Origin of the sequence: Streptomyces sp. NPDC048197 (assembly GCF_043202395.1) — a bacterium.
GTDB classification, from domain to species: Bacteria; Actinomycetota; Actinomycetes; order Streptomycetales; family Streptomycetaceae; genus Streptomyces; species Streptomyces siderophoricus.
Genome location: NZ_JBIDAJ010000006.1, coordinates 79,667 through 106,119, shown reverse-complemented (window position 1 = coordinate 106,119; position 26,453 = coordinate 79,667). Strand labels below are relative to the sequence as shown.

Below are 26,453 nucleotides of genomic sequence, written 5' to 3'. Positions count from 1 at the left end.
CTCAGTACGGCTCGCTCGCCGGGTGCCCCGGGGCCCGGCGGCGGCCGCACCGCACGACGTGGCTCACTCCCGTGACCGGAAGCTGGTCAGGGCGGCCGCCACGGCCCCGGCGAGCAGCAGCCCGAGCCAGCACCCGGCGACCAGGAAGGGGTGCTGGCCGGGGAAGCCCGAGCCGGGCTGGACGGGGTTGCCCCACAGGTGGCGGACGGCGTCGGCCACCGCGGTGACCGGGTTCCACTCCACCACCGGGCGGAGCCAGGCGGGCATCGCGGACGCCGAGAAGACCGCGTCCGAGAGGAAGGTGCAGACGACCAGGCCGAGGGCCGCGATCGAGTCGACGGACTCGATGTTGCTCACGGTCATCCCGAGCGCGATGCCCACCCATACGGTCGCGAGGATGAACAGGGCGGCGACGCCGAACCCGGCGAGGACCGACAGCGGGTCGCCGTGCACCCGCCATCCGATGCCCAGGCCGACGAGGCTGATCACCACCAGGATCCCGAGCCCGATCAGCAGGTCACCCAGCGCGTGCGCGGTCAGCACCGCCGCCCGGGAGATGGGCAGCGACCGGAAGCGGTCCATCAGGCCGGCCCGCCGGTCCAGGGCGACGCTGACCGCCGTGGGCCCCACACCGGCCAGGCCGACTTGCGCGGTGATGCCGGCCATCAGGTACTCCTGGTAGGCACCGCCGGGCGGGGACACGATGGCGTTCTTGAACAGGTAGCCCACGGCGAGCAGCATCACCAGGGGATTCATCACGAGCCCCACCATGCGTCCGGGGGCCCGGCGCAGATGGCGCAGGCGCCGGCCGGCCAGGGCGAAGGTCTCCCTGACGACGCCGGCTGCGGCGGACGGTCCGGCTGGGGTGTCGACGGTGAGGGTGCTCATGCCTGCCTTCCGGGGCGCCGCGGTGCGAGGCGGCGCAGGTCGTCGTCGATGATCTTCCCGATCGCCGCTTGGGGGCCGGGGTGCATCAGGTACTCGTGCTCGTGCGGTACGTCGTGCCGGTGCACCGTGCCGGTCACGTGCTGCCGCCAGCGCCGGACGGCGTGCGTGGTGGCTTCCGCGGTGCGCTCGGCGGCGGCGACCACCAGGGTCATTTCGCCCTCGTGACTGCCGGGCCGGAAGCGGGTCGCCAGGTCGGCGTGGTGCCGCATGGTGGCCATCAGCCGCTCGACGTCCTCGGTGGCGAGCCGGGCGAACGTCCCCCCGTACCGGCGGAGCGTGCGCGCGACGGACCCGGCGCCGCCGTCGGCCGCCCCGGCCGCGTCCTCGTGCCCGAGGTAGGCGAGGAAGCGCACCAGGAGTTCCCGGTCGTCGGGCAGCGGGCCGTCGTGGGCGGGGTCGTGCGGATAGGCGTCGAGGTTGGCGAGGTAGGCCACGCGTTCGCCGCCGGCCCGGAGCCGGACGGCCAGTTGGTGGGCGAGCAGGCCGCCGTAGGACCAGCCCATCAGGTGGTAGGGGCCCTCGGGCTGGATCCGCCGGATCAGGCGGAGGCAGTCGTCGGCCTGCGCCTCCAGGCCGGCCGGCGGTGCGCCGCCGCTCGCCTGCGGCGCCTGGAGGCCGTACAGGGGGCGGGCCGGGTCGATGTGGGCGGCCAAACCGAGGTACGGAAGGCTGAGGCCCAGCCCGCCGTGGAGGCACCACAAGGGCGGCAGCTCGCCCGTGGGCCGGATGGGCAGCAGGGGGGCGAACGGGTCCAGGCCGGCCGCGTCGAGTCCGCCGGCCGTCCACTGCTCCTCCAGGTGCCGGACCGTGCCGTGACCGGAGGCCGTCGGGCCGGGGCCGGCCAGCGCGGCCAGGGCGGCGACGGTGCGGGCGGTGAAGACCTCCGCGACGGCGATCCGCAGGCCGTCCTTGGCCAGCCGGGAGACCAGTTGGACGCTGCCGATGCTGTTGCCGCCGAGGGCGAAGAAGTCGTCCTCGGCGCCGACCGCGGCCACCCCCAGCACCTCCGCGAAGGCGTCGGCGACCAGCCGTTCGGTCCCGGCCGCGGGCGGCCGGGACGGCGTGCCGCCCCGCTCGGGCGCCGGCAGCGCGGCGACGTCCAGCTTGCCGTGCGCGGTCAACGGCAGCTCCGGCAGGGTCATCAGGGCCGCGGGCACCAGGTGGCCGGGCAGCTTGCGGGCGAGGGCGGCACGCAGCGCCGCGAGGTCGGGTGCGGTCCCGGCCTCGGGCACCAGGTAGCCGACCAGTCGCAGGTCCCCGGGGCGGTCCGCACGCGCGACGACGGCGGCCTGGGCCACCCCGGGCTCCTCGGTCAACGCGCTCTCGATCTCGCCGGGTTCGACCCGGAAGCCGCGGATCTTGACCTGCTGGTCGGCCCGGCCCACGTAGTCCAGGTTGCCGTCGGGCAGCCACCGCACGAGGTCCCCGGTGCGGTACATGCGGGAGCCGGGCGGGCCGAAGGGGTCGGCGACGAAGCGGGCCGCGGTCAGCTCCGGACGGTTGAGGTAGCCCACCGCGAGGCCCGTGCCGCCCACGTAGAGCTCTCCGGTGACCCCGGCCGGAACGGGGGACAACGCGTCGTCGAGGACGTGGAGCCGGTGTCCGGCGACGGGGCGGCCGATCGGTGGACGTCCCCCGTCGAGCCGCTCGCTGATCGAGCAGCAGACCGTGGTCTCGGTCGGGCCGAAGGCGTTGACCATCCGGGTGGCCCCGGCCCAGCGCTCGACGAGCTCCGGTGGGCAGGCCGAGCCGGCGACCGCCAGCAGCATGTCCTTCGGCAGCCGGGCGTCCGGCGGGAGGGAGGCGACCACGACCGGCGGGAGCACCGCGAGGTTGACCGCGTGCCGGCGGATCGTGTCGGCCAGCGGCTCGCCGGCCCGCCGGTCGTCGTCGGCCTGGACCAGGGTGCCGCCGCTGAACAGCGAGACGCACAGTTCCCACACGGCCGCGTCGAAGCCGAAGGACGCGAACTGCAGGGCCCTGGTGTGCGGGCCGAGCCCGAGGCGGGCCCGGTGGTCGCGGGCGAGGTCGGCGGCCGTGGCGTGGCGGACGGCGACACCCTTGGGCCGCCCGGTGGAACCGGAGGTGTAGATCACGTACGCGAGGTCGGCGGGCGTCAGGGGCCGGGTGCGCTCGTCGTCGGTCAGCGGCCGGGCGGGGTGCGCGGCGACGGCCGCCGCGGTCGCGGGGTCGTCGAGGACCACGGTCCGGCCGTCCGGCAGCACGTCGTCGGGCAGCGCGCCCGATGCCCGCACCGCGGTGCAGGTGACCTGGAGCGTGGGCCGGGCGTCGGTCAGCATCTGCGTGATCCGCGCGGTGGGGTAGCCGGGGTCGACCGGGAGGTAGGCCGCGCCGGTCTTGAGCACCGCGAACAGCGCGACCACCAGGTCGGCCGAGCGGGGCAGGGCCAGGGCGACCAGGGTGCCCGGGCCGGCGCCGAGGTCCCGCAGATGGCGGGCCAACCGGCCAGCCCGCTCGTCCAGTTCTCGGTAGCTCAGCCGGTCCCGGTCGGAGACGAACGCCGGGTGGCCGGGCTGCTGCCGCGCCCACTGCTCGAACAGGGCCGGCAGGGTGACGGGCGGGGGCGCGGTCCACCCCCCGTCGGCGCTCCACCGGTCCAGGATCTGCCGGCGTTCCCCGGGCGCCAGGACCGCCAGGGAGCTCAGCCGTTCCGCGGGCCGGGTGACCGCGGCGGTCAGCAGCCGGACGAAGCGCTCCGCGAGCCGCTCGGCGGTGGGGCGGGTGTACAGGTCGGTGGCGAACTCCAGCCGGCCGGTCAGACCCGCCGGCCCGTCGGCGTCGTGCTCCTCGGCGATCTCGAAGGCGAGGTCGAACTTGACGCCGAGGCCCACCTCCACCGGCGCGCACTCCAGCCCGTCCAGGGAGAACCGCGTGCGCTCGGTGTTCTGCAGGATGAGCATCACCTGGAACAGCGACTGGCGCGCCAGGGAGCGGGTCGGGCCCAGCGCCTCCACCAGGCGCTCGAAGGGCAGGTCCTGGTGCGCGTAGGCACCGAGATCCGCCTCCCTGACCCGGTGCAGCAGTTCGCCGAAGGTCGGATCGCCGCCGGTGTCGGTGCGCAGCACCAGGGTGTTGACGAAGAAGCCGACCAGGTCGTGCAGGGCGGCGTCGGTGCGGCCCGCCACAGGGGTGCCGAGGGGGATGTCGGTGCCGGCGCCCAGTTTGGTGAGGGTGGCGGCGAGGGCGGCCTGGAGCACCATGAACGGGCTGACGCCGGCGGAGACGGCCAGCGCGGCCAGCCGGCGGTGGATCTCGGCGGGCACGGTGAAGCCGACCGCGTCACCGGCGTACCCGGCGATCTGCGGCCGCCGGTGGTCGGTGGGCAGTTCCAGCTCTTCGGGCATGCCGCGCAGGGCGGTGGTCCAGTGGTCGAGTTGCCGGTTCTGGAGGCTTTCGGGGTCGTCCCCGTCGCCGAGCAGGCGCCGCTGCCACAGCGTGAAGTCGGCGTAGGTCACCGGGAGTTCGGGCAGCTCGGGGGCGCGGCCGGCGGACCGCGCGCGGTACGCCTGGGAGAGTTCGCCGGCGAGGACCTCCAGCGACCAGCCGTCGACGGCGATGTGGTGCATCACCAGCAGCAGCACGTGCCGGTCCGGGCCGAGCCGGAACAGCCGGGCGCGCAAGGGCAGTTCGGCGGTCAGGTCGAAGTCGGCGGCGCACTCGGCCGCCAGCCGGGCGGTCAGCTCCCGCTCGCCGCCGGTCACCTCGTACCGCGGCAGGTCCGGCCGGGCCTCGGCGGCGTCCACCACCACTTGGCCGGGGACGCCGGCCAGTTCGGGGTAGACGGTGCGGAGCACCTCGTGGCGGTCGGTGAGGTCGCCCAGGGCCGCGCGCAGCGCCCCGGTGTCCAGCGTGCCGGTGAGGCGGACCGCCGACGCCACGTGGTAGGCGCCGCCGCCGGGGGCGAGGCGGTTGAGGAACCACAGCCGCTGCTGCATGTGCGACAGCGGCACGAACGACGGCCGTTCCTGCGGGCGCAGCGGTTCCCGGGCGGCCGGCGCGGCGGTGAGGTGGCCGGCGAGGGCGGCCGGGGTGCGGTGGTCGAAGAGGGCGCGGACCGACAGTTCGGCCCCGAGCGCGGCCCGGACCCTGCTGACCAGCCGGGTCGCCAGCAGGGAGTGGCCGCCCAGGACGAAGAAGTCGTCGTCCGGGCCGACGTCGGCGCAGCCCAGGGCGTCGGCGAACAGGCCCCGCAGGATGTCCAGCGCGGGGGTGCCGGTGGCCGGCAGGGGCCGGGCCCGGGTGGCGGCCGGCGGCTCCGGGAGCCGGGCGCGGTCGACCTTGCCGCTGGGGCCGAGCGGCAGTTCGTCCAGGCGGACGAAGGCCGCCGGGACCATGTAGGAGGGCAGCGCGGCGGCCACCCGTTCGCGGATCCGCGCGGTGTCCGGGTCCGGGTCGGGGGTGACGAGGTAGGCGACCAGCCGTACGTCGTCCTCCCCGTAGGTCCGCGGCACCACCAGGGCATGGGTCACGCCGGGCTGTCCGACGAGGGCGGCCTCGATCTCGCCGGGTTCGATGCGGTGGCCGCGCACCTTGATCTGGTGGTCGGTCCGGCCGAGGTACTCCAGCTGCCCGTCGGCGTCCCAGCGGGCCAGGTCACCGGTGCGGTACATGCGGGTGCCGGGGGCGCCGTGCGGGTCGGCGACGAAGCGTTCGGCGGTCAGCGCGGGGCGGCCGAGGTAGCCGTCGGCCAGTTGGGAGCCGGCCAGGTAGAGCTCGCCCACGACGCCGGGCGGTACCGGTCGCAACGCCGCGTCCAGGACGTATCCGCGGGTGTTGGCCAGCGGGGTGCCGATGGGCGGGGTGCGGTCGACCGGCGCCCGTACCTCGTGCGCGGTGACGTAGACGGTGGCCTCGGTGGGTCCGTAGAAGTTGACGAGGGACCGGGCGTGCCGGAGCAGCCCCTCGGCGAGGCCCGCGCTCAGTGCCTCTCCCCCGGACAGCAGGCGCAGTCCGGCCAGGCAGGCGGGCTGCGAGGTCAGCAGGGCCTGCAGTTGGCTGGGGGTGGCCTGCAGGACGGTCGTGCCGTGGGTGCGTACCGCCGCGGCGAGGGCCGCCGGGTCGCGGGTGGTGGCGCGGTCGGCGAGGACCAGGCCGCTGCCGGTCAGCAGCGGCAGGAAGAGTTCCAGCAGGGCGATGTCGAACCCGAAGGTGGTGGTCGCCAGGGTGCGGTCGTCCGCGGTCAGGGGCACTCTGCGCGGCACGTCGTGGAGGAAGTTGGCGAGGGCGCCGTGCGGGACCACGACGCCCTTGGGCCGGCCCGTCGAGCCCGAGGTGTAGAGGATGTAGGCGGGCAGACCGGGGCGGAGCGGGCCGCCGCGCTCGGTGTCGGTGATGTCGCCGTCGGCGAGGGTGTCCAGCAGGTCCTGGACGTCGGGCCGGTCCACCAGGACGGTGCGGCCCGGCCAGCCGATGGCGGCGGCCTCGGCGGTGGCGCTCAGCAGCACGGCGGGGCTCGCGTCGTCCAGCATGTACCGGATGCGGGTGCGCGGGTGGTCGGGGTCGACCGCGAGGAACGCGCCGCCGGTCCTGAGGACGGCGAGCACGGCGACCAGCAGGTCGCCGGTGCGGGGCAGCGCCACGGCGACGACGGACCCCGGGCCGACGCCGTGGTCGAGCAGGTGCCGGGCGAGCCGGTTGGCGCGGCTCTCCAGCGCGCCCGCGGTGAGCGTCCCGTGGTCGCTGACCACGGCGACCCGGTCCGGGTCCGCGGCGGCCCGCCGGGCGAGGGCGTCCGGCAGCAGCCGTCCGGGGGCGGGCCGGGCGGTGTCGTTGTACCGGGCCAGTACGCGCTCACGTTCGCCGGGGGTGAGGAGGTCGAGGCGGCCGGCCGGTTCGCCGGCGATGTCGGGGAGGCGGTCCAGCAGCCGGGTGGCGCGTGCCAGCAGCCGGTGGGCGGCCTGCCCGGTGAAGAGTCCGGGGTGGTACTGCAGGCGCAGTTCGAGGCCGTCCCCGGGGAGGACGACCAGGCTCAGCGGGAACTCGGTGTCGTTGCGGATGTCGGAGGCGAGCAGGCGCAGGCCGGTCAGTTCGGTGAAGGCGTCCTCGCCGGTCCGCGGGTAGTTCTGGAACAGCACCGCGGTGTCCAGGAGGGTCCGGCCGCCGGCGAGTTGCTGGATGTCGGCGAGGCCGAGGTGCCGGTGCGGAAGCAGGTCCGCCTGCTGGTCCATGAAGGCGCTGAACAGGTGGGTCAGGGAGCGGGCCGGGTCGATCCGGAGCCGGGCGGGCAGGGTGTTGGCGAACATCCCGACCAGCGAGTCGACGCCGGGCAGCTCGGCCGGCCGGCCGGAGTCCACCACGCCGAAGGTGACGTCGGCCCGGCCGGTGAGCTGGCCGACGAGGAGTCCCCAACTGCCCTGGACCACCATGCCGGTGGTCAGCTGGTGGCCGCGCGCCCAGCCGGCCAGGCGCGCGGCGGCCGGTGGCGGGAGGTGGCCGCGCACGGTGTGCGGGACGACCGCGGCGCGGCCCGGGTCGTCCGGCGCGACCAGGGAGGGTTCGGACAGCCCCGACAGCGCCTCGCGCCAGGCCTGACGTGCCGCCGGGCCGTCCTGGCGGGTCAGCCAGGTCAGGTGGTCCCGGTAGCCGGTCCCCGGGCGTACGGCGGGGTCGGTGGCGGCGGACGCGGCGGCGTAGTCCTCGAAGAGGCCGGACAGCAGCAGCGGCATGGACCAGCCGTCCACCACGATGTGGTGCACGGTGAGCAGGAAGCGGTGCAGACCGTCGGCGCGGCGGACGAGGGTGCACCGCAGCAGCGGCGGGCGGGTGAGGTCGAAGCGTGCGGTCCGGTCGGCCTCGGTGATCCGGTCCAGTTCGGCACGCTGCCCGTCGGGGGGCAGGTGGCCGAGGTCGATCGTGGTCCAGCGCAGGGGCACGGCGGCGGGCACCACCTGCACCGGCTCGCCCGACCTGCGGGTGCGGAAGCAGGCCCGCAGGTTGGGATGGCGTACGAACTGGGTGCGCACCGCGGAGCGCAGCCGGCCTTCGTCGAGGGGGCCGGCGAGGTCGGCCGTGAACTGCAGGACGTGGATGTCGGGGCCGTCCTGCACGAGGTCGGCGTGGAAGAGGAAGCTGCGCTGCAGCGGCGACAGCGGCAGGAACTCACTGCCCGGCCGGCTCGTGGGGGTGGTCGCCATCATGACTCCAGCTCAGTGTCGAGTTCCGCCAACTCACCTTCGAGTGCGGCCAGTTCGTCGCCGTCCAGGCCGAGGAGGTCCGCCGGGCCCGCCGAGCCCGCGGTGGCCTGCACCTCGGCCGGGGCGGGCTGCTCGGCGGGTGGCCGGGCGGCGGCGAGGGCGGCGGGGGTGCGCAGCCGGAAGACCTGGCCGGCGGTCAGGGCCAGCCCCTGCGCCCGGGCCCGGCCCACGACCTGGATCGCGCTGATCGAATCCCCGCCCAGCAGGAAGAAGTTGTCCTGCGGGCCCACCTGGCCGAGCCCCAGGACCTCGGCGAACAGTCCGCACAGCAGCTCCACCTCGGCGGCCGCCGGGCCGGGGGCCGGTCCGGTACCGGCCGGGTCCGTCCCGCCGGCGGGCGCCGGGACACCGCCGCGGGGCAGCACGTGCTCGTCGGGGCCCGGGACGTCCGGTCCGGCCACGGGCCGGCCGGGGTGCTCCACCAGACCCAGGAGCAGCCGGCCGAAGGCGGTGGCGAGCGCCTCGACGGTGGCCCGGTCCAGGACGTCGGGCGCGTGGTCGAAGCGGATCTCCATGCGGGTGCCGGTCCGTACGACCAGGCTGAGGGGGTGGTGGCGGGCGTCGCGGGCGCCCGCGTCGGCCACCCGCAGGCCCGCCCCGGTGGGCAGGTCCTCGGGGGCCACGGTCGGGAAGTTCTCGAAGACCAGGACCGTGTCGAAGGGTTCACCGGACGCGGCGAGGGCGGGGTTGCCGGCGAGCATCTCGCCGAGCGTCAGGTGGTCGGCGTCGCGCAGCGCCGACTGCTCCTTCTGCAACCGGTGCAGGAAGTCGGTCGCCGGTTCGTCCGGGCGCAGCGCGGCACGTACCGGGAGGGTGTTGAGGAACGGTCCGACGATGGACTCCACACCGGGCAGCCCGCCGGGACGGGTGGAGACGATCGAGCCGAACAGCACGTCCTCGCGTCCGGTGGTCCGGCTCAGCAGCGCCGCCCAGGCGCCCAGCAGGAGGGTGTTGACGGTGAGTCCCTGGGCGGCCGCGAACCCGGTGAGCGCGGCGGTTTCGGCCTCGGTCAGCAGCAACGGCACGGACGCGGGCTCGACCGGTGCCCGGCCCGGCTCGGCCGCGCAGAGGAGGACCGGCCCGGTGAGGCCCTCCAGCGCCGCGTGCCAGACGGCCCGGGCCGCTGCCCGGTCCTGTGCGGCGAGCCGGGCCAGATAGGCGCGGAACGGCACCGGGGCGGGCAGGCCCTGGGCGTCGCCGCCGTCCGCGTAGCAGGTCAGCAGTTCCCGGACGAGGACGGGCATGGACCAGCCGTCGACCAGGATGTGGTGCAGGGTCCAGATCAGCCGGTGGCGCCGGTCGTCGAGGCGGACCAGCGTCCAGCGCATCAGCGGCGGGCGGGCGAGGTCGAAGTGGCGCTCCCGGTCGGCCGCGGCGAGCCGCGACAGTTCCGCCGCGCGCTCCTCGGCGGACAGGGCGCGGCAGTCGGCCCGGGTGAGCGGCACGGTGACGCCCTCGCGCAGGACGGCGACCGGGTCGCCGGTGTCGCGGTAGCGGTAGCCCGCCGCCAGCTGTGGGTGCCGGTGGAGCAGGGCGGCCATCGACCGCTCCAGTGCCGCGGGGTCGAGGGGGCCGGTCAGGTCGGCGGAGACCTGGAGGGTGTAGAGGTCAGGTCCGTCGCCGCGCAGTTGGGCCTGGAAGAGCAGGCCGCGCTGGAACGCGGTCAGCGGCAGCACGTCCGTCAGGGCACCGGCGCCCTCCCGCGCCAGGTCGTCGGTCTCCTCCTGGGTCAGGGAGACCAGCGGGAAGTCCGACGGGGAGGGTCCGCCGGCGTCCGGCAGCGCGAGGTGGCGCACCACGGCCCGCAGCGCCTCGAACCAGCCCCGGGCGATCTCCTCGGCGTCCGCGGCGGTCAGCACGCCGTCGGCCCACAGCCACTCGGCGGCCAGCCGGGGTCCGGTCCCGAGGTCCTCGGTGACGGCGGTGACGGCCAGCGGGTGGCGCAGCGGCATGTCGGGGTGGACGCCGGTGCCCACGACCGCGTGCGCGCCGTCCATGGTCCACGGGCCGGCCGCGCCGTCCGCGGTGAACCGCCCGAGGTAGTTGAAGCCGATCTCCGGGGTGCCGCCGGCCGCCAGCAACCGGGCCGTCTGCGGGTGGAGATGGCGCAGCAGGCCGTGGCCGAGGCCGCGGTCGGGCACCGCGCGCAGCTGCTCCTTGGTGCGTTTGACGACGGTGGCCAGGGCCGGCCCGGCGGCCCAGGCCTCGGCGGCGTCGAACTCCCCGGGGTCGAGCAGGACGGGGAAGACGGAGGTGAACCAGCCGACCGTGCGGGACAGGTCGGCCGCTTCGTCGAGTTCCTCGCGTCCGTGGCCTTCGAGTTCGATCAGGACCCGCGGGCCGGCGTCCGGGGTGTGGCGGGACCGCCAGCGGCCGACGGCCAGGGCGAGCGCGGCCAGCAGGAGGTCGTTGATCTCGCCGTGGAAGGCGGTGACGGCGGAGGTGAGCAGGGCGGCGGTGGTGTCCTCGGGCAGCTGCAGCCGCAGCCGGCCGGCCCGGCCGTAGGTGTCCCGGGCCGGGTCGAGGGGGCGCCGGCCGAGACCGGCGGCCGGGTCTGCGGTCTGCCGCTGCCAGTGGGCGAGTTCGGCGATCCGCCGGCCGGAGCGGGACTCGCGGGCCAGCAGGGCGGCCCAGCGCCGGTAGGAGGTGGGCACCCGCGCCGGCTCCGGGCGCTGCCCGGCCCCGACCGCCTCGCAGGCGGAGCGCAGGTCGGCGAGGAGGATGCGCCAGGAGACGCCGTCGACGACGGTGTGGTGGGCCAGCAGCAGCAGGCGGCCGGTGCCGTCCGGCCCGCGGCCGAGGAGCACCGCCTGCAGCATGACGCCGGCGCGCGGGTCGAGCCGGGCGCGGGCCGCCTCGACCTGCGCCGCCACGGTCCGTTCGAGGGCGGCCGGGTCGGGCAGGGCGCCGTCCGCGGTGTGCAGCAGGCCGGCGGCGTCGACGGTGCCGGGCTCCCCGGTGCGCAGCGTCCAGACGCCGGGCACCGGTTCGTGCAGCCGCAGCCGGAACACGTCGTGGCGGTCGACGAGGGCCTGCAGGGCGGGGAGGAGGGTTTCGGCGGTCAGCTCCGGGGGTGTGCGGAGGACCACGTACTGGCTGTACTGCGCCGCCGGCCCGTCGAGCGTGGTCAGGTCCTCGCAGAGCTGGGCGATGATCGGGGTGGGTTCGACGTCCCCGACGCCGTCGTCGGCCGCCGCGGTGTGCGGCGTCGGGCCCGCCGGGGCGTCCGCGCCCCCGCCCACGGGGTGGTGCGCGGCGAGGGCGGCGGGGGTGCGGTGGTCGAAGATGGCCCGGGGGGTGAGCGTCACCCCGCGGGTCCGGGCCCGGCTGACCACCTGGATCGCGGCGATGGAGTCGCCGCCGAGGGCGAAGAAGCTGTCGTCGGCGTGGACCTCGGCCAGGTGCAGCACCTCGGCGAAGGTCTCGCAGAGCACCGTCTCGGCCCCCGGCCGCGGCCCGCGGCGCCGCCGGGTGGCCGGGGCGGGGCCGCCGGACACCGGATCGGGCAGTGCCCGCCGGTCCACCTTGCCGTGCGCGGTCAGCGGCATCCGGTCCAGCGCGACCCAGCCCGACGGCACCATGTACTCCGGCAGCGCCGAGGCGACCGCGTCGCGCACCGCGTCCGTGGGCACGTCCGGCGCGACGACGTAGGCGATCAGCCGGGTGGCGCCGGACGGGCCGGTGACCGCCCGCACCGCCGCGTCGGCCACCTTGTCGACGGCGCGCAGCGCGGCCTCCACCTCGCCCAGTTCGATCCGGTGTCCGCGCACCTTGACCTGGTGGTCCAGGCGCTCGACGAACTCCAGCTGCCCGTCGGGGCGGCGCACCACGCGGTCGCCGGTGCGGTACATCCGGGCCCCGCCCCCGGCGAACGGGTCGGCGACGAACGAGGCGGCGGTCTTGACCGGGTCGCCGAGGTATCCGCGGCCCACCCCCGCGCCGCCGACGAAGAGTTCGCCCACCTGGCCCACCGGGACCGGGCGCAGGTCGCCGCCGAGCACGTGCAGGACGGTGTTGCGCACCGGCCGGCCGATGGGGACCCGGGCGCCCAGCTCCTCCCCCGGCCGCAGCACGGCGTGGGTCACGTCGTCCGAACACTCCGTGGGGCCGTAGGCGTTGACCATCGGCACCGGGGCGATCCGCCACCAGCGTGCGCACAGGTCCGCCGGGAGCGCCTCGCCGGTGACCATCAGCCACCGGAGCGAGGCGGTGTCGGGGCCGGTGCCCGAGACCTGCCAGAGGTCCAGGGCGGCGCGCAGCAGGGACGGCACGACCTCCAGGACCGTCACCGCGTGGTCCGCGACCGTGCCGAACAGTGCCTCGGGGTCGGCGGCGACCTCGTGCGGGACGATCTGTACGACGCCGCCGGCCAGCAGCGGGCCCAGCATCTGCCACACCGACACGTCGAAGGTCACCGGTGCGTTCCACACCACCGTGTCGCCGGGCCCGAGGCCGAGGTCCTCGATCTTGGCGAGGAGGTGGTTGAGCATGCCGCGGCGTTCGACGACGGCGCCCTTGGGCCGGCCGGTCGACCCCGAGGTGAAGATCACGTAGGCGGGGTCGCGCGGCCCGCCGACCGGAGCGGCCGGCGCGGTGGGCGCGGCCGCCGCGGTGAAGTCCCCGTCCGCCGCCAGCCGCCGCACCGGGTGGCCGGTCAGCGCGGTCACCTCGTCGGCCGGCACGGCGCATCCGGGCCCGACCACCAAGTGGCCCACCCGGGCGTCGGTGAGCAGCCCGGCGGCGCGGGCCGCCGGGGCCCGGACGTCCAGTGGGACCCAGGCCCCGCCGGCCTGCAGGACGGCCAGCACCGTGCCGAGGAAGACCGCGCCGGGTTCGGCCAGGACGCCCACCAGGGAGCCGGGTCGCACACCGGCCTCGGTCAGCCGCCGCGCCATCGCGTCGGCCCAGGCCACCAACTCCCCGTAGGAGACGGTCCGTTCGCCTTCCGCCAGCGCCGTGGCCGACGGGTCGCGCTCGGCGCGCTCCCGTATCCGCTCCACCACGCCGCCCTGTACCGGGCCGGTGGCTCCGGTGCCGGCGGCGAGCAGCTCGGCGCGTTCGTCCTCGGTGACCATCTCCAGCCGGCCGAGCGGGGTGTGGGCCGGGGCAGACGCCAGCCGGCGCAGGAACGCCTCGAACCGGCTCAGGTGGTCCCGGATCTCCTCCGGGCGGTAGAGCGCGGGATTGCCGTTCATGTGCAGTTCCAGGCCGCCGCCGACGGCGTCCAGGACGGTGATCATCAGGTCGTCGACGATCCCGGTGGAGAGGTTGTGCAGCTCCGCCCGGCAGGGGCCGAGGCGGATCTCCGGGTTCTGCGGCAGGACGTTGACGAACGGTCCGAACGGCCGCCGGTCGCCCGCCGTCCGCCCCATCGCCCGGCGCAGCCGCTCGGCCGGGTAGCGCTGGTGCCGCAGCGAGCGGGCGAGGGTCCGGGAGGTCGCGCCGAGCAGCTCGGCCACCGTCGTCGGGGCGGGCAGGCGGGCCGGGAACGGCAGGTAGTTGGCGACCATCCCGGGGACGGTGCGGGCGAGCGCGGACTGCCGTGCGGTCACCGGGAGGGTCAGCAGCACCTCGGGGCTGCCGGTGGCCTTGGCGACGTAGCCGGCCGTGGCGGCGATGGCGAAGGTGGGCCAGGTCACCCCGGCGTCCGCCGCGGCGGCGCGCCAGGCGGCCGCTGCGGTGGCGTCGACGGTGCGGGTGACCCGCAGGAACGCGGTGCCGGGTGCCGGGTCCCCGGTGGCCAGGCTGGTCGGTTCGGCGTCCTGCGGCAGGTGGCGCTCCCAGAAGAGCCGGTCGCGCTCGACCGCGGGCGAGGCCAGGTACGCCGCCTCGCCGTCCAGCAGCACCCGCAGCGGGGGCAGCGGTGTGCCCGCCGGTCCGCCCCCGTCGGTGGCCGGGCCGCCGTAGACCTCGCTGAGCCTGCGGTAGACCGCGAGCCGGCTGTAGCCGTCGGCGAGCAGGTGGTGCATGGTCAGGTGGAGCAGGTGGCGGTCGGCGGCGATGCGCACCAGCGTCAACCGGAACAGCAGGCCGCCGGTGAGCCGGAAGGGCCGGTGCAGGTCCTCGTCGAAGAGCCGCAGCGCCTCGGCGACCGGATCGGCGGTGCCGCCGAGGTCCAGCTGCCGCAGCGGCAGTTCCCCGAGCGGCCGCACGTGCTGGACGGGGACGCCGTCCGTCTCGGAGAACCGCGCCCTGGTGCACTCCGCCTCGTGCAGCACCGTCTCCAGCGCCCGGCGCAGCAGGTCCGCGTCGAGCGGGCCGGAGATGTCGAGGTAGTCGGCCATGTTGTAGGCCAGTCGCCCCTGCGAGAGCCGCTCGTCGAACCAGATGCCCAACTGGGCGCCCGTCAACGGCAGGGCGGTGTCGGCGGGTTGGGTCATGGTGTCTCCTGGACGCGTCACGGTGGAAGGGCGGGGCCGCGCTTACGGGGGCGCCTCGGCGAGGGTGGGAGCGAAGGGCGGCGGGAGGCTCAGCCGACCCGGGCGGGCACGTCGTCGTCCAGGGTCCGCGGGCCGTACAGGTCGGCGACCCACTGCTCCTGGTACACGGTGTCCAGGTAGCGCTCGCCGAGGTCGGGGGCGATGGCGACGGCCCGGCCGCCGGGCGGCAGCGGATGCCGCGCGAGCCAGGTGAGGGCGCCGCTGACGACGGTGCCGGTGGACCCGCCGAAGAGGAAGCCGCGGCGGGCCAGCCGGCGGCAGCTGCGGATGGTGTCGGGCTCGGCGACCATGACGACGTCGTCGACCAGCGATTCGTCGAGCAGTGGGGGCCGCACGCCGGTGCCCAGCCCCGGGATCATGCGGGTCCGGGCGGGGCCGCCGAAGGTGACCGAGCCCTCCGCGTCCACCGCGACCACCCGGGCCGACGGCTTGTGGTCGCGCAGGTACCGGGCGCAGCCCATCAGGGTGCCGGTGGTCCCGGCCCCGACGAAGAGGACCGACAGGTCGGGGAAGGCCTTGAGGATCTCCGGGCCGGTGGTGTCGTAGTGGGCCTGCCCGTTGTCCGGGTTGGCGTACTGGTTGAGCCAGAGGAAGTCCTCGTTGCCGGCGCAGAGTTCGCGGACGTGCGCGAGGCGCGCGCCGAGCAGCCCGTCCACCGGGTCCGGGGTGGTGATGACGTGCACCTCGCTGCCCAGTGCCTGCATGAGCTGACGGGCGCCGAGGGTGCAGCGGGAGTCGGTCACGCAGACGAAGCGGTAGCCCCGGGCGGCGGCCAGCAGGCTCAGGGCCACACCGAGGTTCCCCGAGGAGCTCTCCACCAGGGTGGAGCCGGGACGCAGACGTCCTTGGCGTTCGGCGGCGTCCACCATCGCGCGCGCGGCCTTGAGCTTGATGGAACCGGCGAAATTGAATCCCTCGCATTTCAGCATCAACGGTTCACCGACGAGGGGTTCCAGATCGACGAAGAGGTCGTCGGCATTGAATTCGTGGGGAGCGGTGATGATGTGAATGGGACACCTGCCGCCTTGATGGGTATGGGCTTCTTCAGATGCGTGCGCGATCCTGCCAAATCGCACTGACTACCGGTTGACGGGCCGCTGACCGGAATTTGCCAACTTGCCGCTCTTACAAGGCCGTTGCTAGGTTCTGGGCGGCCCGGCCCGACGTCGTGGTCCGGGTGGTGCCGAATGGGGGGAAGGCAGCCATGCGCATCGTGCTCGCCGAGGACCAGTTCTTGTTGCGCGAGGGCCTGATCCGGCTGCTGGAACCGCACGGCTTCGAGGTCGTCTCGGTCGTCGGCAGCGGCCCGGAGCTGGTCCGGGCCCTGGACGTGGAACGCCCCGACCTGGTCCTGGCGGACATCCGGATGCCGCCGACGCACACCGACGAGGGACTGCGCGCGGTGCTGGAGGCGCGCCGCCGCCACATCGGCCAGCCGTCACTGCTGCTGTCGCAGTACGTCGACCAGCTCTATGCGCGGGAGTTGCTCGCGGACGGCGAGGGCGGCGTGGGCTATCTGCTGAAGGACCGGGTCTTCGACGCCACGCAGTTCGTCTCGGCGCTGCGCCAGGTGGCCGGCGGGGGCACGGTGATGGACCCGGACGTGGTCACCGCGATGATGTCCGGCAGCGGGCGGGACGAAAAGGTCACGCGCCTGACCGACCGGGAACGCGACGTCCTGCACGGCATGGCCGAGGGCCGGTCCAATGCCGGCATCGCCGCCTCGCTCGTCATCACGGAGAAGGCGGTCACCAAGCACATCGGCAACATCATGCAGAAGCTGGATCTGCCGCCGTCCAAGGACGACAACCGCCGGGTGCTGGCCGTGCTGACCTATCTCAACCACTCCTGACCGCGGCGGTCAGCCGGTGGCCCGCCCGGACAGCAGCGCGGGGAAGAGGTTGAGGTGCTGGATGTTGCGGGTGCCTTCCATGAACTCGACGCCCCGGGCGTCCCGCGCCAGTTTGTCCAGCAGCGGGTGGCCGGCCCGGGCGGCGGGCGCCAGCAGCTCGCAGGCGGCCAGCGTCACCTCCTCGGCCAGTGCGCAGGCCCGCGCCTTGGCGGCCGAGGCGAGGTGCCCGTCGCCGGTGGCGTCCACCTCCGCGGCGGCCCGGAGGACCAGGGGCCGGGTGGCCTCGATCCGGCGGCCCAGTTCCTCGATGCGGTCCCGGGCGGTGCCCCGGGCGGCGGGCCGCTGCTCGACGACGTAGGCATGGGCCGCCCCGGCGATGCCGAGGGCCAGCGCCGCCACCCCGGGTCGTAGCCGGTTGAACACCTGGACGCAGGCCCACATGCCGCGGCGGACCGGCGACAGGTGGCGGCCGAGCACCCGCTCGGGCTCGACGGGGAGGTCGTCGAGGGTGAGGGCGCCCAGTTGCGCGCCGCGCAGTCCGAGCGTGTCCAGCGGCTCGGCCCGCCAGCCGGCGCACCCGGTGTCGACCAGGACGGCTGTCACGCCGAGCGGTCCGCTGCCGGTGCGGGCGAAGACCACGGCGAGCTGGGCGCGGGCGGCGTTGCCCACGTAGCGTTTGCGGCCGGTCAGCACGAGCCGGCCGTCGGCACCGGGGCGCAGCGTGGTCTCCATCGCCGAGGCGTCGGAGCCGTGGCCGGGTTCGGTCAACGCGAAGCAGGTCCAGGTGGGTTCGCCCACGATCCGGGTGTAGTACTCCGCGCGCTGTGCCGGGTCGGCCAGCTTGTCCACCAGCACGCCGGACATCGACGGGCCGGGCGCGGCCAGGGTCAGCCCCGCGTCTCCGCGCGCCAGTTCCTCCAGCACCACGACGTGTTCCACGGCGCCGGTGCCGTCGAAGACGTACGGGCCGACCCGCAGCGGCCGGCCGCCGTACTCGCGCGGTGTGCCGTAGGTGCGCAGGTGGCGGACGCCCGGCAGGTCCAGGTGGCGGTGGACGGCGTCCGGGTCCCGGTCCAGCTCCAGTGCGGCGGCGCGGAACTGGTCGCCCCACTCGCGGGCCCGGTCGCGCAGCGCGGCCAGCCGTGCGTCACCGTTCACCGTTCCTCCTCCGTGTGCAGGTGGACGTCGGCCAGCAGTTCCGACACCTCGGCGATGCCGCCGGGTCCCTCGCGCAGGAAGCCGTGGGCGCCCAGCAGCCGCAGCCAGGCCCGGTCGGTGCGGGTGATCCGGGAGTGCAGCTGCCGCAGCTGTGCCGGCGTCGCGCCGGCCGGGGCGAGCGAGGCGGCGTGGGCGGTGAGCTCCAGCTCGCCGGCGTACGCCTCCGCGGCCTGGGCCTTGACCAGTTGGTGCATCAGGATGGTGCCGTCCCCGCTGGCGCGCCGGCCCAGCCGGGCCAGGGTGGCGGTGCGCAGTCCGGCGGTGAGCCCGAACCGGATCCAGAGCAGGGCCGGCGGGTCGGCGGGGGCGGACGGCGCGGCGTCCGGGGCTCGCCGGACCAGGACCACGGGCCCGCCGGGCAGCGGGTACCGGCGCAGCACCCGGCCGGCCACCGGGCCCGCGGGCTCCGGCAGGACGGCGTGGCCGGTGGCGCCGCCGTCCAGGGCGTGCGGGCCGTACCGGGTCAGCAGGGCCCGCAGGGCGGCCGCCGGGCCCTCGTCCCGGGCCGCGGCGTACAGCTGCCGGTGGTCGGGCGGGGCGCTCACCCCGGCGGCGGGGCTCATGCGGCCACCGGGCCGACGCGGCAGACCGACAGGTCACCGAGGGACCGGTCGTACTCGGCGAGCAGCACCGGGGCGTCGTCCGGTGCCGGGCGCAGTGCGGCCAGCGCCCCGAACAACGCGGTGCACGGCCACCCTTCCGGGGTGTGCCGGAGCGCACCGTGCGGGATCTTCGGCTGCCAGCGCTCCCCCACCCCGGCGCCGACCAGGACCGTGGAGGCGCCGTCGGCGGCGAGTTCGGCCGCGAGGGTGTCGAGGGTGCGCGGCACCTCCTCGGCGGGGACGCCCGCCCGCTGGCGCACCTGGAGCCCGTCCGGGGCGCCGTCCGGCGCCGGCTCGACGACCAGCGCCACCGCGGCGTCGCCCGCCACCCGCCGGTCCGGTGGCGGCGGAGCGTCGTACGGCAGGTCCGACTGGTCGAAGGCGAACGCCAGCACCCGCCGGAGGCGGTGGCGGAGCACGCTGGAGCGGGCCAGCGCCAGCATGGTGAAGGGTGCCGAGACGCCGGTGTCGGTGACGCCGAAGAGCCGGGGCCGGCCGGGCAGGCGGGCCGCCAGTGTGGGTCCGGTGAGCGTCAGCGGGTGCAGGTCGGGCGTCGCGTAGGCCAGCAACAGCAGGTCGACGGGGCGGTCCTGGGCGCCGACCGGGTCCAGCAGGGCGACCGCCATCTCCTCGAAGGTGGATCCGGTGACCGTCGGCCGGCCGGCTTCCCGCAGGGGCACGCCGGCGCCGGCGGCGACCCGGGCGTGGTACCGGTCGTCGTCGGCGGCGCCGGGGCGGGTGGCCCCGGCCGGGAAGCGGCGGTGTGCCGTCGCGGACACCGTCAGGGCGACCGTCACCGCTGCGCTCTCAGCTCGCCCAAGAGGTGGTCGGCCAGCGAGCCGACGGTGGCGAAGTGGCTCATCTCCAGGTTCTCCGTGTCGAACTCGCAGTCCAGCAGCTCCTCCAGGGCGAGCAGCAGGTCGAGCACGCCGGTGGAGTCGAGCCCGAGTTCGTCGAAGAGCCTGGTGCCGGGCGCAAGGCCGGTCAGGTCGCGCTGGAGGACGTCGCCGAGGGCTTCGGTGACGGCGGCGGTGACCCGGTCCTGCTCGGTCGTGGGCTGCTGGATGGTCGCTTCGGTCATGTCGTGTCCTTCGGTAGGGGGCCGGCCCGGGTGCCGGGCCTAGGCGGTGGGGAGCGGGTCGAGCGGCGAGCGCACGGCGGACGACGCCGGGTCGTAGAGGTGCTGACGGGCCAGCAGGTCCCTGGGGGTGTCGGCGTCCCGGACCAGGTGCGCCCGCCCGCGGTGGACCAGCACCTCGGCGGGGTGGCCGTGGGAGAGGAAGAACACCGGTGAGGCGCTCGGGCCGTACGCGCCGGACCGCCGTACGCCGAGGAGGTCACCGGTCCGCAGCGGCGGCAGGGCCACCTTCTTGCCGATGGTGTCGTTGGGCGTGCACAGCGGTCCGGTGATGTTCCACGGTTCGGTGGCGCCGGCGCCGGGCCGGTTGAGCAGTTCGATGGGGAAGTTCCGCTTGACGAACGACCCGATGCCCACGGCGGCCATGTGGTGGTTGGTGCCGCCGTCGGCGACCGCGAAGTTCTCCCCGGCCGAGGTCTTGGTGTAGCCGACCCGGACCACGTACGTCCCGCTCTCGGCCACCAGGTAGCGCCCGAGTTCCATGATCAGCCGGGTGTCGGGGTGGGCTTCGGCGAAGGCGTCCAGGACCGGATTGACGCCGGCCGCCAGCCGCGCGAGGTCCAGGTCGCGTTCGCCGTCGAAGTAGGCGACGCCGAGGCCGCCGCCGACGTCGACCATCTCCAGGGGGAAGCCGTGGTGCGCCGCGATGCGTTCGGCGAGGCCGAGGATGCGCCCGGTGTTGAGCACCACGGCCTCCTCGCTGAGGATGCGGGTGCCCATGTACACCTGCACGCCCATCAGCCGCAGGTGCGTCAGCTGCTTGCCCAGCGGTTCCGAGCCCAGCAGCTGTTCCTCGTCGATGCCGAACTGGCGGGGCTTGCCGCCCATGGTGAGCCCCGAACCCTTCACGGTGAAGCTCGGGTTGACGCGCAGCGCGACCGGAGCGGTCAGCCCCAGCTCCCCGGCCAGCTCCTCGATCGCCGCCAGTTCCTGGAAGGACTCGCAGATGACCGCGTACACGCCGTGGCGGAGGCAGGCGCCGAGTTCCTCGCGGCTCTTGCCGGGGCCGAGGAAGACGATGTCGGAGGCGGCCACCCCGGCCGCCCGGGCGGTGAGCAGCTCGGTCAGCGAGGAGACCTCGGCCCGGGCCCCGTGCGCGTGCAGCAGGGCGCAGACCGAGACGTTCGGATTGGCCTTGAGCGAGTAGAAGATCTCCAGCCGCGGGTGCAGCAGCTCGTTCAGGGCGTCCATGCGGCCGGTCAGGCGGTCGCCGTCGTAGAGGTACAGCGGGGTGCCGAACTGCTCGGCGAGGGTGGTGATCCCGAGATTCTGCACGGTGAACTCAGCGGGCATCGGCGGGCTCCTCCGTAAGGGTGGCCAGTTGCTTCGAGACGGCCTCGTCCAGCGCGGGGAGCCGTTCGGGGGCGCCGACCAGCAGTCCGTACAGCCGCCCCTGGAAGGGGCCGGAGCCGGCGCCGGCGTTGACGGTGGCGAAGTTGTTGACGACCAGCCCCTCCTCCCCCGGCGCCCGCAGCAGCAGGCCGTCCAGCAGCCGGCGCACGGCGGCGAACGGCAGCTCCCGGCGCAGCCGGAGGGGGTAGTGGCGGGCGAGGGCGGACTGTCCCGGGGCGAGCACGCGTTCCTGGAGGCGGACCTGGTAGGTGGACATGTTGTTGCGGGCGTTGATCTCGATCACCGGGAAGACACCGCCGTCGGTGTCCACGATCGCGTCGATGCCGGCCACGCCGAAGAACCCGTCGGACGCCAGCTGCTTGCCGAGCAGCCCGGCGGCGTGCCGGAGCACGTCGAGCTGGCGTGGCGTCAGGTCCGGTGGGAAGCGGTGGCCCTTGTGCACCCCGCTCTCGGTGAGGGCCTCCTTGACGAAGTCCAGCCGTACGGTGCCGTCCCGGCCCACGGTGATCTGGTAGTTGAGGTCCCGGTCCTTGGCCACCCGTTCCTCGATCACGAAGGCGGCGCGGTCGGTGCCGGCGGCGCGGGCGCTCCGGGTGATCACGGTGTGCAGCCGGTCGAGGCGGCGCCGGCCGTCGACGGCCGCGATGCCCTTGCCGGAGACGCCGAACGCCTCCTTGACCATCAAGGCGGCGCCGCGCTCGCAGAGTTCGGCGGCGTCCGGCAGCACGGCGTCGAGTTCGCCGAGCGTCTCGCAGGCCCAGCCGCGCGGCTGCCGCAGCCCGGCCGCGTCCGCGGCGCGCCGGCTGTAGACCTTGCTGTTGACCGCCTTGCACAGCGGTGCCGACGGGGCGGCCAGCGGGATCCGGGCCCGGGCGGCGAGCTCCTCCTCCAGGGCGGAGACGCCGTGCGGGGCCAGCAGCGCGCCCCGGTCGGCCAGTTCCCCGAGGGTGGCGATCAGCGTGTCGTCCGCCAGGGCGTCCCGGGTGACCATGTGGTCCGGCCGCTGGTCGGCCACCACGTGCACGGTGGGCAGGGCCAGGCCCAGCCCGCGCAGGTGGTCCAGGTAGTCCTCGTCGGGCCGGGACTTGAGGACGACGTGGTCGTCGGCGTCGCCCAGCAGCAGCGCGAACTCCTCCATGCGGTTGACCACGGCGCTGTTGCCGGCCGACGAGAGCCGGGGCAGTCCGGTCTCGCCGCGGGCCCACTCCTCCTCGACCTCGAAGTTGCCCAGGAACACCAGGGACGCACCCGGGTCACCGGCCACCGCGGTCTTCAGCCGCCGGCTGAAGTTCTCCTCCACCGCATCTCCGTCCTCCCCGTACACCCGGGGCGCTCAGTGCTCCACGACCATCGCGGCGAAGCACGCCCCGAGCCCGACGGCCACCATCAGGTAGTGGTCACCGGGGCGGAGTCTGCCCAGCTCGCAGGCCGTGACGTAGTTGACGAACGGGTCGGCCCCGAAGCAGTGCCCGGTGCGCGGGACGTTGTCCAGGAGCACCCGTTCGGTGCGGGTGCCCAGCCGGTCCGCGAGGTTCGTCCACGCGACCCGGTTCACGTTGTGCGGCAGCACCAGGGCGATCTCGCCCATGGTCAGCCCGGCGGCGCCGACCGCCTCGTCGATGACCTCGGTGAGGACGTCGGCGTACATCCCGCGGAAGGACCGGGCCGCCTCCGGCGTCATCACCATCTTCGGATGGCCGGTGGACACGGTCCGGGTGGCGAAGCCGCGGACCCGGTCCCGGGTCCCGGACGCCGCCACCAGTACGGCGGCGGTCGCCTCGCCGGTGGGGCCCACCCCGGGCACGAACTGGGTCTCCCGGGTCAGCGCCTTCTCCCCGGTCAGGATCAGCGCGAGCGCCTCGGGGTCGCCCTCCTCCTCCAGCAGCGTCCCCGCGACCTCCACCGCCAGCAGGCCGGAGGCGCAGGCGTGCTCGGTCAACGCGAAGGTGCGGGCGTGCCGCAGCCCGGCCTCGCGCCGTATCTCCTGGAGCACGCTGTGCGGATACGGTGACGGCGCACGCAAGGTCCTGGCGCGGATCAGGAAACGCACCCGCTCTTCCGCACCCCGCAGCGACGGCAGTTTCTCCAGCGCGGAGAGGAGCAACTCCTTCTCCGGGACCTCCTCGTCCCAGCAGATCCGGGAAAGTCCGAACCCCCGGATGTAGCGGCGCAGTTCCGCGTCCGTGAGTCCCAGGTCGTGCTGACGCTCCGCGAGGGAAACCGGTGACGGCCAGTGCGTGGATACCTCGGCTATTGAGGTCACAGCCCGCCGACTCCTTTCGAGCCCGACTGTCCCCGAATTGGGTGCGGGGAACGGGCCCCAAAGTAATCGCGCCGATTGACGAGGCACTGACTGAGCACTGACCACGCCGATCAACGGCCGGTGGTATTCGCCGGGTGAGCGTCCGGCAACGGGGCCGTCCCCTGACCCATTTCGAGCCATCACCCGCCTTTTCTCTGCGCGCGACGAGGAAAGGCCGTGGTCAAGGAGAATCCACCCCTCCGCAACCTCGCCGCCGTGCGGGGCGCCGGCGCCCGCGTCCGGCCGCGTACGGGTCCGCCGTCCCGTGCCTTCCCCGGCCCCGGCCGGACCGGTCCGGCCCGGCGCCCCCGGCGGCGCCCGCCCCCGGGATTTTCCGTAAGGGGAAGGCAAAAGCACCTCTCGCGCGATATCACTGACCAGTACGGCGTGTGTTAGCTTGGCGTGGCCGAAAAGCATGGACCCACGCTCAGCACGTAGTACGCGCACAGTGATGGTCAGCAGCTCAGGCCCAGGGGGGACCAGCTCATGCAGCAATGCCGGACCGTTGTCCAGTGGGGAATCTCCCGGAGGCTCGCTCGTTCGCGAGCCTGACCTCATCGCCCCTCGCACGGAATTCTCCCGTCCGTTTTTCCGGGGGAAGTAGGGGTTCTCGGTGCGTGCCCACGCATGCGCCGTTCTGCACCCGCAACGACCAGGCGGGATCACGCGTTTGTGCCCGCCCGGCGACGCCGAAGTGAGTACAGGGGAAGACGCCGAATGCCGAGTACAGGGAGCAGGCGCCGAACGCTGACCACCGGGAGAAGAAGAATGGAAGACAGATGGCTGTGCACATCCTGAACGGGGACAACATGGACACGGGCGAGGTGTCGGTCGGCTTACTGGGCCCCTTACAAGTCGCCCACCGGGGGAAGTCCTACGGCGTCGGGCCGAACCGTGCCCGGGCCCTGCTCGCCGTGCTCGCCCTCTCCGCCCAAGAGGTCGTCTCCATCGACTTCCTCATCGACGAACTCCTCACCGACCGGCCCTGGAAGAACCCGAAGAACGCGCTGCAGGCCGGGGTCCACCGCCTGCGCGACGCTCTGGAGCGGATCACCGGGACGCCGGGCACCCTGATGGTGCGCACCTCCGCCAACGGCTACCTGCTGGACGTCCCGCCGGCCCGGGTCGACGCCCACCGGTTCGACACGCTCGCCGCGCAGGGAGCGGCCCTGCTGCCGCACGCGCCCGACGGGGCCGTCGCGGTGCTGGAGGAGGCGCTCGCCCTGTGGCGCGGGGACGCACTGCTCGACGTGCTGGGCGGCCTGCGCTGCCAGAACCAGATGAGCCGGCTGGCCAGCCAGCGGCTGAGCACCCTGGAGGACCTCTACGAGGCCAAGCTGGTCGGCGGCGGCTACCGCGTGGTGAACGGGCTGGAGCAACTCGCCCTGGAACACCCCGAACGCGAGCGCCTGACCGAGCTGCTGATGGTCGCGCTGTACCGTTCCGGGCGCCAGCAGGAGGCCCTCGCCACCTTCCAGCGGGTCCGCTCCTGGCTGCAGGACGAACTCGGCGTGGAACCGGGCCGGAAGCTGCGGAGCCTGCAGCGGGCGATCCTCACCCAGGACGTGGCCATCGACGCGCGACTGCCCCAGACGTCGGCGTCGTGACGAGCAGTCAAAGTCCTTGTCGAGCAAGGGACTTCTTCACCGACTTGACCGACAGCTGACGCGGGCGTCGTCAGGGAGGCGGCCGGCGTCGCCCGACCGCCTCTCGGCCGTCGTCAAGAGGGTGCTCCAGGAACCGCTCCTCGACCCGCGCCGAGCGGCCGTGCACCGCCAGCGCCCCGGCGTACCCGGGGCCCGGCTCCAGGTCGAACAGGGCGAACGGCCCGGCGGCGTACGGTCCCCGCCACGCCACGAGCGCCGCCGAACGGCCCGGGCCGGAGACGGTGATGTCGCGCTTGGGCACGACGATGCCCAGCCCGACCGCCTTCAGCAGGGCCTCCTTCCGCGTCCAGTACACCGCGTAGGCCACGTTCCGCCGGTGCTCGGGGAGCGCCTGGAAGGCGCGGTACTCCTCCTCGGCCAGCACCCGCGGGGCCAGCCGCCGCACGGACCGGCCGGGGACCCGCTCGACGTCCACCCCCGGCTCCGGGCCCTCGGTGACGGCCAGTACCACCCGGTCACCGGCATGGGCGAGCGAGAAGCGCACCCCGGCACCGGGCACGAACGGCTTGCCGTGCGGGCCGCCGCAGTGCCGGCACCGCCGGTGCAACGCCACCCGCCGCGGCGGCGTCCCGGTGAGCCGGCCGAGCACCGTCCTGACCAGCGCCCGTCCGGTCGTCAGACGGGCCCGGTCCGCCGCCTGGTGCAGCCGTTCGCGGCGGGCCCGCTCGTCCGCGTCGAGCAGGTCCCGGGCAGCCGGATCGTCGACGAGGGGGGACCACCACACCCGGCACACGGGGGCTTCGGCCACGGCCCGGTTCACCCCTGCCCGTCGACGGCCTGCCGGCCGGTCAGGCCGAGGAACACGTCGTCCAGCGAGGGGCGCCGCCGCGCGAAGTCGACCACCTCGATCCCGGCCCCGTGGAGCGCGGACGCGGCGGCGGCGATCCCGGCGAGCCCGTCGTCGAGCTGCCAGCCGAGTACGCCGCGCTGTGCGTCCTCCGCCAGCTCGCCGGTCACCACGGTGCGCAGGGTCCGGCGTGCCGTGGCCAGGCCCGCCGCGTCGGCGAGGGTGATCTCCAGCCGCTCCTGCCCGACCTTGCGCTTGAGCGCGTCGGCGGTGCCCTCGGCCACCACCACGCCGTCCGCGATCACCGAGATGTGGTCGGCCAGTTGGTCGGCCTCCTCCAGGTACTGCGTGGTCAGCAGGACGGTGACGCCCTGCGCCACGAGTTCCCTGATCACGTCCCACAGCGCGATCCGGCTGGCCGGGTCGAGGCCGGTGCTGGGTTCGTCGAGGAAGATCACCTCGGGCGAGCCCACCAGGGTGCTGGCCAGGTCCAGGCGCCGGCGCATCCCGCCGGAGTAGGTGCCGAGCGGCCGCCCGGCCGCGGCGCCGAGGCCGAAGCGTTCGAGAAGTTCCCCGGCCCGGGCCCGGGCGTCCCGGCGGCCCATCCCGAGCAGCCGCCCGAGCAGCGTCAGGTTCTCCCAGCCGGTCAACTGCTCGTCGACCGCGGCGTACTGGCCCGACAGGCCGATCCGGCGGCGCACCTGCCGGGCCTCCTTCGCCACGTCGTACCCGGCGACCCGGACGGTGCCGGCGTCGTGCCGCACGAGGGTGCTGAGCACGCGCACGGTGGTGGTCTTCCCCGCGCCGTTGGGACCGAGCAGTCCCAGTACGCTGCCGGCCGGCACGCGCAGGTCCACCCCGCGCAGCACCTCGACGCCCCTGTAGCTCTTGCGCAGTCCCTCGACCTCGATGGCCGCCGTCGCGTCCGGCAC

The 26,453-nt window shown here is 74.8% G+C and carries 15 protein-coding genes; 2 read left to right on the top strand and 13 right to left on the bottom strand.

Annotated features, from left to right (window positions below; translation table 11 throughout):
* Window positions 1–63: 63 nt before the first annotated feature.
* The 4 genes from ACGF4C_RS10850 to sbnA all read right to left on the bottom strand — a co-directional run bounded on the left by ACGF4C_RS10850 (window position 64) and on the right by sbnA (window position 15,612).
* Entirely contained in the window at window positions 64–888 is an 825-nt protein-coding gene (locus ACGF4C_RS10850; RefSeq protein ID WP_393565156.1) for an ABC transporter permease, read from the bottom strand.
* Entirely contained in the window at window positions 885–8,102 is a 7,218-nt protein-coding gene (locus ACGF4C_RS10845; RefSeq protein WP_393565154.1) for an amino acid adenylation domain-containing protein, read from the bottom strand. Before ACGF4C_RS10845 ends, ACGF4C_RS10850 begins: the two co-directional genes overlap by 4 nt.
* On the bottom strand, window positions 8,102–14,542 hold the full coding sequence (locus ACGF4C_RS10840; protein WP_393565152.1) for an amino acid adenylation domain-containing protein: 6,441 nt from the start codon (window positions 14,540–14,542) through the stop codon (window positions 8,102–8,104). The genes ACGF4C_RS10845 and ACGF4C_RS10840 overlap by 1 nt, the downstream gene beginning before the upstream one ends.
* Window positions 14,543–14,631: 89 nt before the next feature.
* The gene (gene sbnA / locus ACGF4C_RS10835; protein ID WP_393565462.1) at window positions 14,632–15,612 is read right to left on the bottom strand and encodes a 2,3-diaminopropionate biosynthesis protein SbnA; all 981 of its coding nucleotides are present in this window, start codon (window positions 15,610–15,612) and stop codon (window positions 14,632–14,634) included.
* Window positions 15,613–15,806: 194 nt separating this feature from the next.
* Here sbnA and ACGF4C_RS10830 point away from each other — a divergent pair, with 194 nt between their 5' ends.
* Window positions 15,807–16,454: a LuxR C-terminal-related transcriptional regulator gene (locus tag ACGF4C_RS10830; RefSeq protein ID WP_393565151.1), complete on the top strand. Its 648-nt coding sequence runs from the start codon at window positions 15,807–15,809 to the stop codon at window positions 16,452–16,454.
* 9 nt (window positions 16,455–16,463) lie between these two features.
* On the opposite strand, the gene ACGF4C_RS10825 is transcribed toward ACGF4C_RS10830, so the two are convergent.
* The 7 genes from ACGF4C_RS10825 to ACGF4C_RS10795 are packed head-to-tail and all read right to left on the bottom strand — an operon-like array spanning window position 16,464 to window position 23,028.
* Window positions 16,464–17,612, bottom strand: a complete 1,149-nt coding sequence (locus tag ACGF4C_RS10825) for an acyl-CoA dehydrogenase family protein (protein ID WP_393565149.1) — start codon at window positions 17,610–17,612, stop codon at window positions 16,464–16,466.
* Complete coding sequence (locus ACGF4C_RS10820) at window positions 17,609–18,235, bottom strand: hypothetical protein (RefSeq protein ID WP_393565147.1); 627 nt, start codon at window positions 18,233–18,235, stop codon at window positions 17,609–17,611. The genes ACGF4C_RS10825 and ACGF4C_RS10820 overlap by 4 nt, the downstream gene beginning before the upstream one ends.
* A complete protein-coding gene (locus tag ACGF4C_RS10815; RefSeq protein ID WP_393565146.1) occupies window positions 18,232–19,071 on the bottom strand; it encodes a hypothetical protein in 840 nt (279 codons plus the stop codon). The genes ACGF4C_RS10820 and ACGF4C_RS10815 overlap by 4 nt, the downstream gene beginning before the upstream one ends.
* Window positions 19,068–19,355 (bottom strand): phosphopantetheine-binding protein, encoded by a 288-nt coding sequence (locus ACGF4C_RS10810; protein ID WP_393565144.1) that lies wholly within the window; start codon window positions 19,353–19,355, stop codon window positions 19,068–19,070. Before ACGF4C_RS10810 ends, ACGF4C_RS10815 begins: the two co-directional genes overlap by 4 nt.
* Before the next feature lie 39 nt (window positions 19,356–19,394).
* The gene (locus tag ACGF4C_RS10805) at window positions 19,395–20,705 is read right to left on the bottom strand and encodes a type III PLP-dependent enzyme (protein WP_393565142.1); all 1,311 of its coding nucleotides are present in this window, start codon (window positions 20,703–20,705) and stop codon (window positions 19,395–19,397) included.
* Window positions 20,695–22,065 (bottom strand): hypothetical protein, encoded by a 1,371-nt coding sequence (locus tag ACGF4C_RS10800; protein WP_393565141.1) that lies wholly within the window; start codon window positions 22,063–22,065, stop codon window positions 20,695–20,697. Before ACGF4C_RS10800 ends, ACGF4C_RS10805 begins: the two co-directional genes overlap by 11 nt.
* A 33-nt stretch (window positions 22,066–22,098) precedes the next feature.
* Complete coding sequence (locus ACGF4C_RS10795; protein WP_393565139.1) at window positions 22,099–23,028, bottom strand: 3-oxoacyl-[acyl-carrier-protein] synthase III C-terminal domain-containing protein; 930 nt, start codon at window positions 23,026–23,028, stop codon at window positions 22,099–22,101.
* A gap of 818 nt (window positions 23,029–23,846) precedes the next feature.
* On the opposite strand from ACGF4C_RS10795, the gene ACGF4C_RS10790 reads away from it, so the two are divergent.
* Window positions 23,847–24,674 carry a BTAD domain-containing putative transcriptional regulator gene (locus ACGF4C_RS10790; RefSeq protein ID WP_393565138.1) on the top strand — a complete coding sequence of 276 codons (828 nt, stop codon included), beginning with the start codon at window positions 23,847–23,849 and terminating at the stop codon, window positions 24,672–24,674.
* A gap of 70 nt (window positions 24,675–24,744) precedes the next feature.
* Here the strand turns inward: ACGF4C_RS10790 and ACGF4C_RS10785 are convergent, their stop codons facing one another.
* The gene (locus tag ACGF4C_RS10785; protein ID WP_393565137.1) at window positions 24,745–25,482 is read right to left on the bottom strand and encodes a 4'-phosphopantetheinyl transferase family protein; all 738 of its coding nucleotides are present in this window, start codon (window positions 25,480–25,482) and stop codon (window positions 24,745–24,747) included.
* Window positions 25,483–25,490: 8 nt separating this feature from the next.
* Window positions 25,491–26,453, bottom strand: coding sequence for an ATP-binding cassette domain-containing protein (locus ACGF4C_RS10780; RefSeq protein WP_393565135.1), 963 nt, complete (start codon window positions 26,451–26,453; stop codon window positions 25,491–25,493).